The sequence below is a fragment of the Actinokineospora sp. NBRC 105648 genome, from assembly GCF_030269645.1.
Taxonomy (GTDB): domain Bacteria; phylum Actinomycetota; class Actinomycetes; order Mycobacteriales; family Pseudonocardiaceae; genus Actinokineospora.
Window position 1 is genome coordinate 340,685 of the sequence record NZ_BSTR01000001.1, and the last position, 15,800, is coordinate 356,484.

Below are 15,800 nucleotides of genomic sequence, written 5' to 3' on the forward strand. Positions count from 1 at the left end.
GCACTGCGACACGAGTAGGAGATCTTGGTGGCAACCACATCCGACCCCGATCCGCTGCTGTCCCAACCGGTCGGCGGCGACATCGACACCGAGCTGAGCAAGGCCGGGAAGGGGCCGAGCAAGCTGACCATCGGGCTGGGCGTCGCCGTGCTGGTGCTGCTCGCCTTCGGCGGCGGGGCGTTGGCGCACAAGGCGTTCGCGTCCGCGCCGACCTCGTCGGCCGCGGCCCCGGCGGGCAACCGCGGGCCCGGCGGCTACGGCCAGGGCCGGGGGACCGGGACGGGCGGCGGCACCGGCGGCGGGCAGGGCGCCCAACCCGGACAGGGCGGTCCGGCCCGCGGTGGCACGATCGGGACGATCGACCACGTCGACGGCACCACCGTGTACGTCAAGACCCAGGACGGTAAGGTCGTCAAGGTGTCCACATCGGACTCCACCGTGGTCGACCTGGTGGCCGTCGGCAAGCTCGCCGACCTGGCCGCGGGTGACTCCGTCGTCGTGCAGGGCCAGCCGGGCACCGACGGCACGGTCGCCGCGCGCACGCTGACCCGCAGGCAGGCGGCGGGGTGAGCGAGCGGGCGTCGTTGCTGGTCGTCGAGGACGACGCGGGCATCCGCGACCTGCTCGCGGCGAGCCTGCGCTTCGCCGGGTTCCACGTCGACACCGCGGCCACCGGCGCCGAGGCGCTGCGCGCGGCCGAGCGGCTGCGCCCGGACCTGATGCTGCTCGACGTCATGTTGCCCGACCGGGACGGCTTCGAGGTGCTGCGCAAGCTGCGCGCCGGTGGGCACGCGGTGCCGGTGCTGTTCCTCACCGCCCGCGACGCCGCCCAGGACAAGATCACCGGCCTGACCATCGGCGGCGACGACTACGTGACCAAGCCGTTCAGCCTGGAGGAGGTCATCGCGCGGGTCACCGCGGTGCTGCGCCGCACCCGGCCGGCGGGCCAGGACCGCCCGGAGCGGCTGGCGGTGGGCGACCTGGAGCTGGAGGTCGACAGCCACCAGGTCCGCAAGGCCGGGCGGGTCGTGGAGTTGTCCCCGACCGAGTTCAAGCTCTTGCACTACCTGCTGCGCAACGCGGGGCGAGTGGTGTCGAAGGCGCAGATCCTCGACCAGGTGTGGAACTACGACTTCAACGGCGAGGCGGGCGTGGTGGAGTCCTACATCTCCTACCTGCGCCGCAAGGTCGACGACGGCGCACCGCGGCTGATCCACACCGTCCGCGGCTTCGGCTACGTCCTGCGCCCGCCGTGAGCCGCGTCCGCGGCGCCTTCCGCAGACTGCCGCTGCGCGTGCACCTGGTGCTCGTGGTGGTGGTCCTGGCGGCGGCCGGGTTGCTGGGCACCTGGGTGATCGGCTCGAAGGTCATGCAGGACTACCTGCTCGGCCAAGTCGACGCCCGGCTGAGCCGGATGAGCGCGCAAGCCGAACGGCAGATGGTCAACGGCCTGGACCTGTCCCGCCCGGGGAGGGGGTTCGTCTCCACGCAACTGGAGGTGGTGCAGTTCCGCCGCGCCGACGGTTTCGTACTCGACCTCTCCCCGCGCGGGGAGAACACCACACGTCCCGCACTGCCCGCGTACGGGTCGCTGCCCGCGGGGGAGTACGTCACCGTCGACACCGACCCCCGCCTGCGGGCATACGCCCGGCAGGTCGCCGACGGCGAGGTGGTCGTGGCCGTCAGCCAGGCCGAGGTCGACGCCGCGGTCGCGGACTTGCGCCGAACGTTCCTGCTGATCAGCATGGGCGCACTGGTCCTGCTCGCGGTCTCCGGCTACGCCCTGGTGCGCGGCAGCCTGCGACCGCTGGAGGAGGTCGAACGCACCGCGGAGGTGATCGCCACCGGCGCCCTGTCCCAACGCGTCCCGGTCCGCAGGCCGGGAAGTGAGGTCGGCAGGCTCGCGGTGTCGCTGAACGCGATGCTCGGCCAGATCGAACAGGCCTTCCACGCCCGAGCCCGCTCGGAGGCGGCCGCGCGCGAGTCGGAGGGCCGGATGCGCCAGTTCGTCGCCGACGCCAGCCACGAACTACGCACCCCGCTCACGTCGATCCGCGGCTACGCCGAGCTCTACCGCCAAGGCGCCGTCGCCAGCCCCACCCAGGTCGCCGAGGTGATGTCCCGGATCGAGGGCCAGTCCGAGCGGATGAGCGCACTGGTCGAGGACCTCCTCCTGCTGGCCAGCCTGGACCGCCAACGCCCCCTGGAACTGACCCCGGTCGACTTGGCGGTCATCGCGGTCGACGCCGTTCACGACGCCCGAGTCGTCGCACCCGACCGTCCGATCACCCTGCACTTGGACGTTGGCGGCGCCCAGGCATTGGTCATCGCCGACGAACAACGCCTACGGCAAGTCGCCGCCAACCTGGTGGGCAACGCATTGCGCCACACACCACCGGAAACGGCCGTCGAGGTGCGCCTGCGGGTCGAGGGGGACCAGGCGGTTTTCGAGGTGGCCGACCACGGCCCCGGCCTGACACCGGACCAGGCAACCAGAGTCTTCGAACGCTTCTACCGCGCGGACCCGGCCAGAACCCACGACGGCACCGGCCTGGGCCTGGCCATCGTGACTGCGCTGATAGCCGCCCACGGCGGCGAAGTCCACCTGACGACCACACCTGGAAGCGGCGCGACATTCACCGTGCGCCTCCCCTTGAGCCCTCCGGCGAGCACGGGGGCGGGAAGCCCGTAGCCTCCCGCCCCCGCGCAACACCTTTCGCTGGTCCTGCCGTCAGGTTCCGGCCAGGGCTATTGCCCGGGCCGCAGCCGGGTCGTCGAACAGCTGACGGCACCGGACCAGGCTGTCTTGGCAAGCCTGCTCGAACGCGCCGAGATCGTCCGCGTCGAGCTCGCCATCGGCGATGGCCTCGAACAGGACCCGGGCGTATAGCGAGACCTGCACCAGGTCGCCGTAGACCGGGTCGCGAGTGATCTCGGCATCGGGGGTCGTGGTTGGCAGAACTGCGGTCATGCTGTCAATCACCTCGGTGCGTGGCGGGTGGGTTGGTCTGGATGCCGCGGCATCCCCGCGACCAACCTTGCCTGCGCACACAGAGAAGTGAAGTGACAGCGATTCCTAGCCGCCACGAACGAGTGAAGGGAGTAGGACGTCGTGTCCTAGTCCGCCCGTGAACGATTCACACGTCGATTCTCAAGCGGTCGGCGAGCTGTTGGATCGGTGCCTGCCGTCTTCTGGCTCGCTCGGCCAACTCGCGCACCGTCTGCCTGCCGAGCGTGTGGTAGCGCAGCCATTCCGGTGCGACGCGTTCGGCGGCCAGCAGGTGGTCGGCGGCCGCGTCGTCGTGGTCCAGCTCGGTGTGCGCGATCGCCAGGTCCAGCAGGTAGCGGGACTTCCAGGTCGGCGACACCTGGGGGTCGCCGGGAACCTCGGCCGCCAAGCTGAGTGCCTGGTCGAACCGTTCGCTCTCGACCGCCGCGTTCACCGCGGCGATACCGACATTGGTCGGGCCGAACGGCGTGGCGTAGATGGTGCGGTCCCGCCCTATTCGCGCGGCCGCGGTCCGGGCCAGGCTCATGTGGTCTTCGCAGCGTGCGACCTGCTTGTTCCGCACCGCGGCACTTCCCGCTCGCAGCATGAGAATGCCCCACACGGCAAGGCGTTCCGGTGCGTCGTGCAGGAAGTCCGGCCGCATCAGCGCGGCTTGGCGCAGGGCGGCTGTCTCCGCGTCGTCCAATCGGCCCTGTTTGAAGAAGACCCAGGAGAGCGCGGAGACGTTCATGGCGTGCAGTAGTTCGTCGTTCGACTTCTGGGCGGCCTCTTGGGCGCGGATCAGGCCCAGGTAACCGATGTCCGGCTTGCCGAGTCCGGTCATCATGGTGGCGGCGATCTGCAAGACCTCGGAGAGCACACCGAAGGCCGCCACCTGGCCCGGACCGGTCAGCACGTGCGTCGCCGCTCTCGCCTCGGCCACCAGACCGGGCAGCATGGCGCCGAGTTGGGCGAAGTTGCCGTGCCGGCGGATCCGTTCAGCTTCCCGGACTGCGCCGCGCATGTGCTCGATGGTCGGTGGGGCGTCGTCGAAGATGTTGTCGTCACCCAAACCGGGGAAATAGTCCAACGCGCTCAACTCGTCGCGGATGGCGAGTACGCCGACGGCCTCCTCGTCGATCGACGCCTCGATGGTGCCTGCTTGTCCGAGCAACTGCGCCGCCTCGACGTCCAGCGCTCGCGCGATCCGGGTCAGCGAACTCATGCTCGCGGTGTGCCGGACCTCCTGTTCCAGCTTGCGCACCAGGTCGACGCTGACCTCGGCCTTCTCGGCCAACTGCTCCTGGGTGAGTTGACGGCGTTTCCGCGCCCGCTTGACGCGGGCGCCGAGGCTCAGGTGGTCACTTGTCATGGGTCGATCACCTCCGGGGCGAGGTGGAGCCGGTACCCCACCGTACGGGTTCCCCGTCAGTCGGCGGGGTAAGCCTGGATCTCGGTCGCCTTGAGTGCGGCCCACAACCGCGTCCCAGCCTCCAGTCGCAGCTCCGCGACCACCGCCGGTGTGATATCCGCCAGCACGGACGGTGTTCCCACCAGTTCCACCCGCACGACATGTGCGTGCTGTTCCAGCCCGCCCACCACCACCGGCCACGTGTTCCGGGGACTCCCGGTCGGCCGCTCCACGTGCAGGCTCACTGCCGATGGTGGGAATGCGACGTGCACCGGTCCGGAGAACGGCATGGCTGTGATCAGTTCTCCACCATCCACAAGTGACACTGATGTTTCAGAACTATTACCCCGCAACAGGTTCAAGCCGACCAACTGTGCCACGTAGTCGGTCCTCGGTCTGCGTGCGACCTCGGTCGGTACGCCTGCCTGTACCACTCGGCCGGCTTCGATGATCACCAGGCGGTCCGCCAAGACCATGGCGTCGAGGGGGTCGTGGGTGACGAGCAGTGTGCGGCCGGGGTATGCGCGCAGGTGCCTGCCCAGTTCGGTTCGCACCCGCAGTCGGGTGCTCGCGTCCAGGGCTGCCAGTGGTTCGTCGAGCAGCAGCAGTTCCGGCTGGGTGACCAAGGCTCGCGCCAGTGCCACGCGTTGGGCTTGGCCGCCGGACAAGGTGCGTGGGCGGGACTGTGCGTGCTCGGCGAGTCCTACCGTTGTCAGCCATTCCAATGCCTGTTCACGGGCCTTCGCTCGCGGCACCCCTCGAGCGCGGGGGCCGAAGGCGACGTTCTCCAGTGCGGACATGTGCGCGAACAGCAGGTAGTCCTGGAAGACCACCCCGACCGGTCGCTGTTCTGCCACGATGAACGCCTTCGGTGGTTCGTCCCAAGTGGATGCTCCGAGTCGAATGTAGCCGTCTTGTAAGGGAAGTAAGCCGGCCAGTGTGCGGAGCACTGTGCTCTTGCCCGCGCCGTTCGGGCCCAGTAGTGCCACTACTTCGCCGGGAGCCACCGTCAACGGCACGTCCACGTCGAATCCGCCGCGCCCGGTGCGGACGAGGGCTTCCAGTGCCTCGGTCATGTCAGGAACCGCCGACCCAGCGGTCGCGCAGCGAGGCCAGCACCGTCACCGACACCGCCAGCAGCACCACGCTGAGCACGATCGCGGCGTCCGGGTCGGACTCCAGGGCGAGGTAGACCGCCAGCGGCATCGTGGTGGTCTCACCGGGGAAGTTGCCCGCGAAGGTGATCGTCGCCCCGAACTCGCCGAGGGCGCGCGCCCAGCACAGCACCGTCCCGGCGACCACACCCGGCGCGACCGACGGCAGGGTCACCCGCCGGAACGTGAGCCACCGGGACGCGCCGAGGGTCGCCGCCGCCTCCTCGAAACGCGGGTCGGCGGCCCGGAGCGCGCCCTCGACCGAGATCACCAGGAACGGCATCGCCACGAAGGCCTCGGCCACCACCACCCCGGCGGTGGTGAACGGCAGCGACACCCCGAACCAGCTGTCCAACCACTGACCGACCACCCCCCGCCTGCCGAGGACCAGGAGCAGGGCCACCCCACCCACCACCGGCGGGAGCACCAACGGCACGGTCACCAACGCGCGCAGCACCCCGCGCCCCGGGACGTCGCCGCGCGCCAACACCCAGGCCAGCGGGATCCCGAGGACCAGGCAGATCACCGTCGCCAAGCTCGCGCACACCACCGACAACCGCAGCGCCTGACCAACCTCCGCGCTGAACAGCCGCTCCGGCAACGTCGCCCACGGCGCCCGCAGCAGCAGGCCCAGCAGCGGGACCACCAGAAACGCCAGCCCCAACACGGCGGGCAGCACCAGCACCAGCGGCATCCGCCCGCGCACCCGCCCCCGTCGCACCATGCCCTCCACCCTGGCCCCTACCCGAACCACCCGCCGATCGCCCCTCATACCCCGGCGCTTCGCATCACCCGATCGAGGCAGGCCAGCCTGTGGACAACCCGCCCGCCCGCGCCGCCACTGTCGGTGCACGCTGGAAGAATTGACATCGGGGGTCCCCCTCGCGCTGTGCTCCGATTTTCCAGGTCTGCCAGGTCTGCCAGGTCTGCCAGGTCTGCCAGGTCTGCCAGGTCTGCCAGGTCTGGCCAGACCTGGCCAGGTTGGCAGGGTCAGGCCGGGTTGGCCTGGCCTGCCAGGTCTGGCTGGGGCTGCACGTGTAGGCCGGGGCTGTTGGGCTGCTCAGTGTTGTCAGGGTGCCGGAGTTCGTCGAGTTGTCTGGGCGGTGGGGGTTTTCTCGGGGGTCGGGTTGCTTGGCCTAGCGGGTTGGTCGGGGTCGTGAGGGTGCCCGGGTTTCTCAGTTGGCCGGGCTGCTCGGTTTGGTCGAGCTGCTGGGCTGCTCCGGTTGGCTGGGTTACTCAGGTTGGTCGGGCTGGCAGGGTGCCGGAGCTGGTCGGGCTGGTTGGGATGGCAGGGAGCTGGGCTGGTTGGGATGGCGGGGTGCCGGGCTACCGAGGTGCTGGGTTGGTCGGGCTGCCGGGACAGCCGGGGCCGTGGGGTTGGTCGGGCTGCTGAGGCTCTCGGGCCGCCGGGTTGGCAGGGCTCTTGGTTTGGCCGGGCTGACGGGCTGCTCGGATTGGTGGGTGCAGGGGTGCAGGGTGTCAGGGTGCCGGAGTTCGTCGAGTTGGCCGGGTTGGTCTGGCTGGCAGGGTGCTGGGGATGCTTGGGGTTGGTAGAGGTGCCCGGCCGCCCGGGTTGATTGGGTGTGCCCGAGTGCCCGAGTGCCCGAGTGCCCGAGTGCCCGAGTGCTGGGCTGCTTGCGTTGTTCGGTTTGGGGACTCCCGCACTGATCGTCCGGGTCGTCCGCCGGATTCTGGCATTGGCCGGTCTTCGTCCGGCCGCGCGTGGTTCGACCGGATCCGGACCGGCGCGCGTCGTATGTGGTTTGCGCCGGCCGGATTCTCTGCTGGGAACGGCAGCCGCCAGCCGCCGACGTGCGGGCAGTGGGGTTAGGGAGTGGCGAAGCCGGCGTCGGTGAGGACTGCGCGGCCCTTGTCGGACAGTACGTACTTGACGAAGGCCTTGGCGCCCGCGCTGTTGGGGGCCTTGCCGAGTACGGCGATCGGGTAGTCGTTGACCGCCTTGTCCGACTCCGGGAACTCGATGCCCTCCACCGCGTCCCCGGCCGCCTTGACGTCGGTCCGGTACACCAGTGCCGCGTCCACCTCGCCCAGGCGGACCTTGGTCAGCGCCGCCTTCACGTCCTGCTCGAGGGTGTCCGGCGCGGCGGTGAGGCCCGCGGCGGTGAACACCTTCTTGGCCGCCGCCCCGCACGGGACCTGTTCGGCGCACAGGGCGATCTTGCGGTTGGCGTCGGTGAAGTCCTTCAGGCCGGTGATCTTGCCCGGGTTGCCCTTGGGCACCGCGATCTCCAGCTGGTTCTTGACGAAGGTGACCGGCCCGGTCGCGTCGGTGACCTGCTGCATGTTCGCGGGCGCGGCCGAGGCGAACACGTCGGCGGGCGCGCCCTGGTTGATCTGCTGGGCCAGCGCCGAGCTGCCCGCGAAGTTGAAGGTCACCTGGACGCCGGGGTGCGCCGCCTCGAAGTCCTTGCCCAGCTTGGTGAACGACTCGGTGAGCGAGGCCGCGGCGAACACGGTGATCTTCCCGGTGACCGCCTGCGCGCTGGACGCGGGCGCGCTGGTGCCGCTCGCGCCGGTGTCGGCCGCCTTGTCGCCGCACCCCGCCAGGGTGAGGACCGCGAGGGCCGTCATCGCCAGCAGACGTCGCATCTGACCTCCAGGTGAACCGCAGATTCGGCGGGAAAGGCAATCTAAGCACGCGGATGCGCCGGTGTCATGGCTTGACGAGGACTTCCTCACTGTGCGTTATCACTCGTTCGAGGCCATCCGCCACCGGAGTGGACATTGTTCGGCGGTCGGGTTCTGGGCCAGTGTTGGCCACCGCGCTTCCACCGGCGCACTTCCACAACCGCGTCTCTACAACGGACCTCGGGAGCCACGCATGGCGAGTCGTTTCCAGCGCGACAAGGTCGCCGCGGTGTTCGCCGCGATGGACCACGACGGCGACGGCGTCCTCACCGAACTCGACTTCATCGCGCTGGCCGAGCGGTGGGTGCGCCTGCGGGGCTGCGCCCTCGGCTCGCCCGAGCACCAGCGCCTCACCGACGTGATGCTCGGCTGGTGGGAGACCCTGCGCGCCGCGGCGGGCACCGAGCAGGTCCCGTTGCCCGCCGTCCTGCGCGTCGTCGACCACCTACCCGAGGTGCCCGCCGCGATGGCCGCCACCGCCGAGGCCATGTTCGACGCCGTCGACCAGGACGGCGACGGCCGCATCTCCGCCCAGGAGCACACCCAGCTGGTCGAGGCGTGGAACGGCAGGCCCACCCCGACCGACTTCCCACTGCTCGACCTCGACGGCGACGGCCACCTGTCCCGGGCGGAGTTCACCGAGCTGTGGATCCAGTTCTGGGCGGGCGACGACCCCGAAGCGCCCGGCACGTGGGTCTTCGGCCACTTCCCCCGGTCCTAGCCCCGCGCCGGTGCGGCCCGCCCGCTCACCGGCACGGCCAAGACCCGGAAGACTCCGTTCTCGGTGCCCGGGAAAGCTGAGAAATCCCGCCACCGCAACCGATACCGGTCGACGAGCTCCAGCACGTCCTCCCGGCCCGCTGTCGTGCCCGCACCCGCGTTCGGACTCCACTGACGGGTCCCGGCAAGCATGGCGCCCTCGTGCAACCGGAACTCGACGTCATTGGTGTCGCGTGTGGATGGTTGCCAGTAGCCCTGGTCGTTGGTAGGCAAGAGAACCCAGCCGCGGTCGACCGCGCAATTGGCGATGGCGCACTCCACGTGGACCAGGCTGCGCGGACTTGCTCGCGGCGGAGATCCTCATCGTGGCGTCACCGACCTGGGTGGGGCGGCCGTCGTCGCTGGCGCAGCGTGCCCTGGAGCGGATGGACGCGATGATCTCCGAGACCGGCGACGCGGGCACGCCGGTCGCCTACAACCGGGTGGCGTGCGTGGTGGTCACCGGGAACGAGGACGGGCGACATCGACCACGGCCACCAGTGGGCGCACGACACGGCCAAGACTATGGCGCACACCCTGCACTCGGTGGCCAAGGCGCTGGCCGCCAACCCGATCCCACCGGTCTAGTCCACAAGGGATAGTCGGGGGCGGAAGCCGGCGCTGATGACTTCCGCTGTGGATGGTGGGGTGAGCAGTCGGAGTTCCCCGGTCGGCAGCTCCCGGCGGTCGGAGTAGCCGCCCGGTGTCCATCGGTGCAGGGTGTTCGCGTGGACGAGCCAGTGATGACCTTCGTGCTCGACGAACACCCCGTCAGGAAGGGTCTTGGCTGGAGTCGGGATCGTGCGCCTGCGACCGTCGTTCGTCTTGCGCTCGTCGTCCAGGACCGCGTCGATGTCCGCGGCTCGGGGCAGTCCCGGAAGCCCCTTGGTCTCGGCCCAGAATGCGCGGAACCGCTGGTAGTCGGCGTGTCTGCACTCCGCGCAAGGGCGGTGTCCCGCCGCTAGCGCGACCGCCTCGTCGAGGAAGAAGAGCCCGGTGTACCGGTTGGGTGTCATGGCGGGTCGCCACCGCTCCCGGAACGACAGTTCGCACACCAGCCACCGCTTGACCTGGGCCTGCCGCACGATCTCCCCGGAGGCATCGTGCAACACGCCGCGGTTGCCGAACATGGCTCCATGCGCGGCCGTGGCGATCAGCTCCCCGTCCGGCGCGACCCGGTTCCGCAGTGGCGACATGTCCCCACCTCACCACCGGGACGACCGGCATAGCTCGCCAGATGCCGACACCACCCTCGGCCCGTCCAATTGTTCAACAATCCTACGCGCGAACAATCCCATCGGTGACACGTTGAACTGTCCAACAGTAGGATTGTTGAACAATCCTACTGTTGGACAAGGGGATTGTTCACTCGGCGGCGTGTGAGCGGTACTCGTGGATCTCGTCGGCGCGGATGAGGCCGTCCTCGATGGCCCGGGCCAGCAACGCGGTCTTGGTCGGCGCGGGTCTGCCGAGCTTCGCGTACTTCACCCGCGCCCGGTCGATGTACTGGCGCACCGTCGCCTCGCTCAGGTTCATCCGCTTGGCCACCGACGCCTTCGACATCGACTGGAACCACAGCAGCAGCGCCGTCCGCTCGCGCCCCGACAGGTGCGGCGCGCGCTCGTCGGACAGCTCGACGTCCGAGAGCAGGGCGCCCGCCACCGACGGCGTCACGTACGGCCGGTCCGTGGCCACCGCCACCAGCGTGTCCACGCAGTGGTCGCTGGTCTCGTGCTTGGACAGGAACGCCGAGGCCCCCGCCTCCAGCACCGTCAAGATCGTCTCCGGGTCGTCGTGCGCCGAGTACACCACCACCCGCCTGCCCGCGGTGCACAGCTCGGCGACCCGGTCGGTGACCACCTCCTCGCCCAGCCTCAGGTCGAGCAGCAGCACGTCGGCCTCCGCCGCCGGCCCGGCGAGCACCTCCTCGATCGAGCCGCCGCTGCCGATCACCACCGCGCGCGACTCCGGGTCGCGGGCGATCCACGCGGTCACCCCGTCCACGACGACCGGGTGATCCTCGATGATCCCCACCGTCACCGGCCGGTCCACTCCGCCTGCAGCCACAGCCGGTCTCCCTCCCTGGTCCGCGTCAGTCGGATGTCCGGGTGCGCCCGCACGTCGACGTCGGGCGCGTCCGCCACCACCGCGACGGTCACCTCGTCGGCCAGCGCCACCACGGTCACCCTGGCCATGGTCCGCGCCTGGCTCAGCGCCACGATCGGCGCCTCGGTGAGCGCGCGCCGGGTGTCCACCGGCAGGTCCGGGATCTCCCCGACCGCCGAGAGCGACACCAGCACGCCGCGCCGCTCGGCGATGTCGGCGCCCGCGCGCAGCTCGTGCAGCAGCGGGTCGGGTACGTCGTCGGTCTCGGCGAGCAGCCTGCGCAGCTGGGCGGCGCCGGTGGCACACCGGTGCCGGACCTCGGGGTCGGCCGGGTCGGCCCCGGCGGCGAGATCGGCCAGCAGCGCCGCGGTGCTGCGGTGCAGCGCCCGGTAGCGCTGCGCCCGGGCGGCGGCGACGGCCTCCGCCGCGGCCCGCTCGGCGGTGACCCGGGCCCGGGCGGCCGAACTGCGCGCGGCCCACCCGGCCGCGGTGCCCAGTCCGTGCGCGCTGAGGCTGTAGCCCAGTTGCAGCGTCGCCGCGCCCAGCAGCACCATCATCGCCCGGGACAGCTCGAACCGACCCACCGCGCCGACGAGCGCCATCGCCGCGCCGAGCAGCACCGTGTTGGCGACCAGGAACGCCACCAGGTGCGCGAGCCGGTGCCGCCAGAACAGGATCACCGCCAGCCAGCCCACCGCGCCCCACGCCCAGTTCGCCGGCCGCAGCAACCCCTCATCCGGCGCGGCGGCCACCAGCAGGACGTCGACGCCCAGCGCGGCCACCGCCAGCGGCCACGCCCACCGCGAGGGCTGCTCCCGGCGCAGCAGGAAGGCGCCCGCGACGCCGATCGCGAGGTAGAGGACCCAGCCGGTCGCCGCCGCCCACTGTCGTGTGTAGACAGTCCAGTTCCCCGCCGTGGCGGGCAGGTCGAACCCGACGTGCCAGAACCCGGCGATCACCACCGCCGCCGCGGTGGCGCCGCGGGCGTAGCGGCGGGCGACCAGCACCGCCGGGTCACTGTCCGATGTGGACTTCAGTGCGGCCACCGCAGCTCCACCCTGGTGCCGCCCGCGCCGGAGACGACCTCGGCGTCACCCTCGACCGCGCGCATCCGCCCGAGGATGCCCTCGCGCAGCCCGTACCGGTGCCGCGGCACCGCCGCCGGGTCGAAGCCGCGGCCGGTGTCGGTGATCGCGATCCGCACCGCGTGGCAGTCGCCGTGCTGGCGCAGCCGGGCGGTGTCGACCCCGGCGTGCCGCGCGATGTTGGCCAGCGCCTCGGCGGCGGCGTCGGCGAAGGCCGTCGCCACCCGCACCGGCACCCGGCAGGGGACGAGTTCGCAGTCCACGGCCACCTCGGCCCGGTCGGCGACCGCGCGGAGCTGGTGGCGCAGGTCGACGTCGGTGCCGGAGAGGCCGGGCGGACCGAGGTTCTCGATCAGCGCCAGGTCGGCCGCCGCCCGGGCGCGCAGCGCGGGCGAGGTCGCGGTGATCGAGTTGGCGCCGATGGTGGTCAGGGTGGCGAGCACGGTGTCGTGCAGCACCAGGTTGTTCGCCCGTTCGTCGGCCCGCCGGGCGCGCATGACCGCCGCCGCGCGCTCGGTCTCGCGCCCCTCGGCCAGCACGGCGTCGGCCAGCCGCGCACCGGTGCGCAGCAGGGTCATCAGCGCGGCGGTCGCGGCGATCTGCACGAGGTGGATGCCGGTGGTGGCGATCCCGTCACCCGCCTGCCAGGCGCCCACCAGGTGCGCCCCGGCGACCAGCAGGCCGGTGGGCACCGCGACCCGCGGTCGCCAGGCGAGGCTGGCGATCACGATCGTGATGCTGGCCAGCCCGTCGATCCAGCTCGCCCCACCGGAGAGCAGCGGCGGCGCCACCAGGCGCGCCTGCAGCAGGCAGAGGGCGGTCGTGAGCACGATGTCCACCGTCACCAGCGGCGTGCGGAGTCCCTGGGTCACCGCGCACCACCCGAACGCGACTGACCAGACCACGCTGAGCAGCACCGCGGGGACCACCCACACCGCGGTTGCGGGCCCGCCCATCCCGGCGACCGCGGCGATCCCGCCGGTGAGCGCGACCGCGAACCGCGTGGCCGCCGCGCACCACGCGGTCACCCGGTTCAGCGCCGCCTCGGCGGCGGTGTCCGGCTGCTCGCCCGTCATCGGCCCACCCGTTCCCCTCGCGCGGTCCCCGGTGACCGCCGATCGGCTGTCAGTCGAACACCGGTCGTTCGCCGGCTACCCGACCGCGGTTGTACTGGGACCATGGAATCCCACCTCGTCCCGGGGACCCGACCTTGGCCACCGGCTTAGAGCCCCTCATCGTGACCAAGCTCGCCGCCGCGATCAAGGGCGGTGGTGTTCGCGCGGGCCACGTGTCCGCCGCGGTGCTCGCCGAACACTTCGTCTTGGTGGCGAACGCTACCGGGTTGGCCGCCGCGCTGCGGTGGCTGATCACCGGGCTGCGCGCGAGCACCGGGGTGGTCGGCCTGCTCGCCGTCCTCGAGGGCCTGCTGGACGCCGTGGAGACCGGCGAACCGCACGCGGTGATCCTCAGCTCGGCCGCCGCGGTGGCCGCCGCCATGTCCTAGTGCCCGTCCGGAGCCGGTGGTCCTGCGGTGGCCCGCGAGCACCGGCGACAACGCCCCGGGCCCGCCTGCCCCTGCCGAGGTCACCCGCGCCAGGTGAGTTGCAGGTGGCGCTGGATCTCCCGGTGCGGGAAGCGCACCGCGCTGCCCGCCGGGCGCAGCAGCCGGTTCTCGACGGCCCACCGCAGGAACTCGACGTAGTGCCGGGGCCCACGCCCCTGCCGGGCCATCTTCCGGAACAGCAGGTGGTACTGCAGGACGGGCATCCCGCCGAAGACGAGCCAGCTGCTGCCGATGTTCAGGACGGCCAGCGGCAGGCAGAACACCACGGCGTACTCCAGCCCGGCCACCGGCGCGGTGAGGGCGAACCGGACCGCCGTGACCGGCACGCCGATCAGCAGCGCGGCCCGCCAGGCGTTCACCAGCGAGCGCCGCAGGCGGACCCCGGGCGCGGTCCTGGCCCGGTTGGACTCGGCCACCGACCGCACCGTCAAGGCGAGCACCACCGGGGTGGCGTAGACGAGGACGGCCCCGGTGGTCGCGACCACCGGCACGGACACCGGCGACGTGCCCTGCGCGGCCGCCAGCAGCACGGAGCCCGTGTAGACCAGGAGCCCGGTGATCCCCAACGCGACCGGCCAGCGGCCCCGCACCCGCCACGTCAGCCGGATCGGCTCGCCCGGGACCAGGTGGTTCACCCGGAGGTTGTGGTAGGTCGCGAACAAGACCACGAACGAGTGCAGGACCAGTTGCGGCAGGCTGCGCAAGGCGGCGGCGTTGGCGGTCACGACCACGCCCCCGACCAGGACGCCGAGCGCCGCGCCGGTCAGCGCCCGGCTGGCGCGGTTGACCAGGTTCGCGTTGTCCCGGGGCGCCAGCACAGCGGGCAGCCACGAGGCGGGAACGCGGTCGACGTGGAACTCCCGCGCGCTGTGCGCCGACATCCACGCCGCCAGCCACGCCAGCCACCGGCGCGCGTCGTCGTCGCCCGTCGCCCCCGGTGGGCGGCCACCTCGGGCGATCAGGGCGTCGACGTAGAGGTTCAGGACCTGCCTGCGCCGATCCTTGTGCCTGGCCAGCCGCAGGGGCTTCGTGGGCGCGATCGCGGCCAGGGTCGCGATCGCGCCCAACATCAGCGGCTCGCGCACCATCGACCACCACTGCGAGTCCTTCTCCGACACCGCGACGACAGAGTCGGCCGCGGGGTTGCCCAGCGCTCTCAGATAGGCCACGGCCTCGTCGCGACTCGGCGTGCGCACCTGCACCGCGAGCCCGATCGCCGCGGGCGCGTCGAGGCCCTCGAAGTCCTCCTCGCGGCACGCCACGACCACCGGACACGCGCCCGCGCCCAGGAACTTGTCCAGTGCCTTGAGGAAATCGGCCTTGCGGGCGCCCGCGTCCTCCAGCGCGTCGACCAGGAGCACGACGGCGCGCGCCGCCACCCACTTGCGCGCGACCGCCGGGGACAAGCCGGGGTAGGAGTCGGCCACCGCCCCCGGCAGCCAGTTCTCAAGCCTGCCCCCCGTCCACGTGCCCGGGGTGACCACGACGGGGACCACCGGCCCGTCCCGGTCCTGCTCGGCCTCGCACAAGCGCACGCACAGCTCGGTGAGCAGAGTGCTCTTGCCCCCGCCGCCCGCGCCGAGGAGCAGCATGGCCCGGCCCGCGCCGTCGAAGGCCGCGCCGACGTCGGCGAACTCCCGCGCGGCGAACCCGGTCTTGCCGAAACTGGCCACGTCCGGCCTGCCGAGCAGCACCAGTGGCAGTCGCGGCGCGACCGCGAACACCTGGTCGAGCTCGGCCCGGTTGACGGTCAAGATCCGCCGGACCCAGAAGGTGCGGGCCGCTCGGTCGCGATCCGCCGGGCTCGACAGCCCGGCCCACCACGCGGCCACCATCGCGGCCATCGCGCTGGGGATCGCCGCGATGCCGATCGCGTCGCCGCTGGACTTGTCCAGCGCGGCCTCGCAGAACCACCACGCCGCGGCGAACACGGCTGTGCCGAGGAGGACGGCGAGCGCCCACCGCTGCCACCGTGCCACCGCACCTCCCGCAGAGCTCGAGCGCAGAGTCTACGGAGCAGGCCCAAGCCGTGTCTCGGAAACTCAGTGGCTCGCTGCCTGGTGTTGTGGCGACGCCGGGGCTG

General features: G+C 71.6%; 16 protein-coding genes. 5 read left to right on the forward strand and 11 right to left on the reverse strand.

Annotation, left to right across the window (positions count from 1 at the left end):
- The first annotated feature begins 27 nt into the window (after positions 1–27).
- From QSK30_RS00905 to QSK30_RS00915, 3 genes are read left to right on the forward strand one after another with little or no spacing between them, the layout of a single operon-like run.
- Positions 28–570 (forward strand): hypothetical protein, encoded by a 543-nt coding sequence (locus tag QSK30_RS00905; RefSeq protein WP_285498791.1) that lies wholly within the window; start codon positions 28–30, stop codon positions 568–570.
- Positions 567–1,256, forward strand: coding sequence for a response regulator transcription factor (locus QSK30_RS00910; protein ID WP_285498792.1), 690 nt, complete (start codon positions 567–569; stop codon positions 1,254–1,256). The genes QSK30_RS00905 and QSK30_RS00910 overlap by 4 nt, the downstream gene beginning before the upstream one ends.
- Positions 1,253–2,692 carry a sensor histidine kinase gene (locus QSK30_RS00915; RefSeq protein ID WP_285498793.1) on the forward strand — a complete coding sequence of 480 codons (1,440 nt, stop codon included), beginning with the start codon at positions 1,253–1,255 and terminating at the stop codon, positions 2,690–2,692. The genes QSK30_RS00910 and QSK30_RS00915 overlap by 4 nt, the downstream gene beginning before the upstream one ends.
- 39 nt (positions 2,693–2,731) lie before the next feature.
- On the opposite strand, the gene QSK30_RS00920 is transcribed toward QSK30_RS00915, so the two are convergent.
- The 5 genes from QSK30_RS00920 to modA all read right to left on the reverse strand — a co-directional run bounded on the left by QSK30_RS00920 (position 2,732) and on the right by modA (position 8,164).
- Positions 2,732–2,971, reverse strand: a complete 240-nt coding sequence (locus QSK30_RS00920; RefSeq protein ID WP_285498794.1) for a hypothetical protein — start codon at positions 2,969–2,971, stop codon at positions 2,732–2,734.
- A gap of 166 nt (positions 2,972–3,137) precedes the next feature.
- Positions 3,138–4,361: a helix-turn-helix domain-containing protein gene (locus tag QSK30_RS00925; protein WP_285498795.1), complete on the reverse strand. Its 1,224-nt coding sequence runs from the start codon at positions 4,359–4,361 to the stop codon at positions 3,138–3,140.
- Positions 4,362–4,417: 56 nt separating this feature from the next.
- A complete protein-coding gene (locus QSK30_RS00930; protein ID WP_285498796.1) occupies positions 4,418–5,476 on the reverse strand; it encodes an ABC transporter ATP-binding protein in 1,059 nt (352 codons plus the stop codon).
- 1 nt (position 5,477) lies between these two features.
- Positions 5,478–6,278 carry a molybdate ABC transporter permease subunit gene (gene modB, locus QSK30_RS00935; protein WP_285498797.1) on the reverse strand — a complete coding sequence of 267 codons (801 nt, stop codon included), beginning with the start codon at positions 6,276–6,278 and terminating at the stop codon, positions 5,478–5,480.
- A 1,103-nt stretch (positions 6,279–7,381) separates the two neighbouring features.
- Positions 7,382–8,164, reverse strand: coding sequence for a molybdate ABC transporter substrate-binding protein (gene modA, locus QSK30_RS00940; RefSeq protein WP_285498798.1), 783 nt, complete (start codon positions 8,162–8,164; stop codon positions 7,382–7,384).
- Between the two features lie 232 nt (positions 8,165–8,396).
- On the opposite strand from modA, the gene QSK30_RS00945 reads away from it, so the two are divergent.
- Positions 8,397–8,924 carry an EF-hand domain-containing protein gene (locus tag QSK30_RS00945; protein WP_285498799.1) on the forward strand — a complete coding sequence of 176 codons (528 nt, stop codon included), beginning with the start codon at positions 8,397–8,399 and terminating at the stop codon, positions 8,922–8,924.
- On the opposite strand, the gene QSK30_RS00950 is transcribed toward QSK30_RS00945, so the two are convergent.
- The 5 genes from QSK30_RS00950 to QSK30_RS00970 all read right to left on the reverse strand — a co-directional run bounded on the left by QSK30_RS00950 (position 8,921) and on the right by QSK30_RS00970 (position 13,229).
- Positions 8,921–9,244, reverse strand: coding sequence for a hypothetical protein (locus QSK30_RS00950; RefSeq protein ID WP_285498800.1), 324 nt, complete (start codon positions 9,242–9,244; stop codon positions 8,921–8,923). The genes QSK30_RS00945 and QSK30_RS00950 overlap by 4 nt on opposite strands.
- Before the next feature lie 302 nt (positions 9,245–9,546).
- On the reverse strand, positions 9,547–10,158 hold the full coding sequence (locus tag QSK30_RS00955; protein WP_285498801.1) for a hypothetical protein: 612 nt from the start codon (positions 10,156–10,158) through the stop codon (positions 9,547–9,549).
- Between the two features lie 169 nt (positions 10,159–10,327).
- Entirely contained in the window at positions 10,328–11,029 is a 702-nt protein-coding gene (locus QSK30_RS00960) for a response regulator transcription factor (protein WP_285498802.1), read from the reverse strand.
- Positions 10,999–12,114, reverse strand: a complete 1,116-nt coding sequence (locus QSK30_RS00965; RefSeq protein WP_285498803.1) for a hypothetical protein — start codon at positions 12,112–12,114, stop codon at positions 10,999–11,001. The genes QSK30_RS00960 and QSK30_RS00965 overlap by 31 nt, the downstream gene beginning before the upstream one ends.
- Positions 12,102–13,229, reverse strand: coding sequence for a sensor histidine kinase (locus QSK30_RS00970; RefSeq protein ID WP_285498804.1), 1,128 nt, complete (start codon positions 13,227–13,229; stop codon positions 12,102–12,104). The genes QSK30_RS00965 and QSK30_RS00970 overlap by 13 nt, the downstream gene beginning before the upstream one ends.
- Before the next feature lie 161 nt (positions 13,230–13,390).
- On the opposite strand from QSK30_RS00970, the gene QSK30_RS00975 reads away from it, so the two are divergent.
- Positions 13,391–13,657: a hypothetical protein gene (locus QSK30_RS00975; RefSeq protein ID WP_285498805.1), complete on the forward strand. Its 267-nt coding sequence runs from the start codon at positions 13,391–13,393 to the stop codon at positions 13,655–13,657.
- 80 nt (positions 13,658–13,737) lie between these two features.
- Here the strand turns inward: QSK30_RS00975 and QSK30_RS00980 are convergent, their stop codons facing one another.
- Positions 13,738–15,696, reverse strand: a complete 1,959-nt coding sequence (locus tag QSK30_RS00980; RefSeq protein WP_285498806.1) for an NACHT domain-containing protein — start codon at positions 15,694–15,696, stop codon at positions 13,738–13,740.
- Between the last annotated feature and the right edge of the window lie 104 nt (positions 15,697–15,800).

What these genes read in the sequence shown, in the direction of transcription:
- modA (WP_285498798.1), bottom strand. Translation starts at nt 8,164, where the DNA reads ATGCGACGTCTGCTGGCGATGACGGCCCTCGCGGTCCTCACCCTGGCG.
- QSK30_RS00970 (WP_285498804.1), bottom strand. Translation starts at nt 13,229, where the DNA reads ATGACGGGCGAGCAGCCGGACACCGCCGCCGAGGCGGCGCTGAACCGG.
- modB (WP_285498797.1), bottom strand. Translation starts at nt 6,278, where the DNA reads ATGGTGCGACGGGGGCGGGTGCGCGGGCGGATGCCGCTGGTGCTGGTG.
- QSK30_RS00925 (WP_285498795.1), bottom strand. Translation starts at nt 4,361, where the DNA reads ATGACAAGTGACCACCTGAGCCTCGGCGCCCGCGTCAAGCGGGCGCGG.
- QSK30_RS00920 (WP_285498794.1), bottom strand. Translation starts at nt 2,971, where the DNA reads ATGACCGCAGTTCTGCCAACCACGACCCCCGATGCCGAGATCACTCGC.
- QSK30_RS00955 (WP_285498801.1), bottom strand. Translation starts at nt 10,158, where the DNA reads ATGTCGCCACTGCGGAACCGGGTCGCGCCGGACGGGGAGCTGATCGCC.
- QSK30_RS00930 (WP_285498796.1), bottom strand. Translation starts at nt 5,476, where the DNA reads ATGACCGAGGCACTGGAAGCCCTCGTCCGCACCGGGCGCGGCGGATTC.
- QSK30_RS00945 (WP_285498799.1), top strand. Translation starts at nt 8,397, where the DNA reads ATGGCGAGTCGTTTCCAGCGCGACAAGGTCGCCGCGGTGTTCGCCGCG.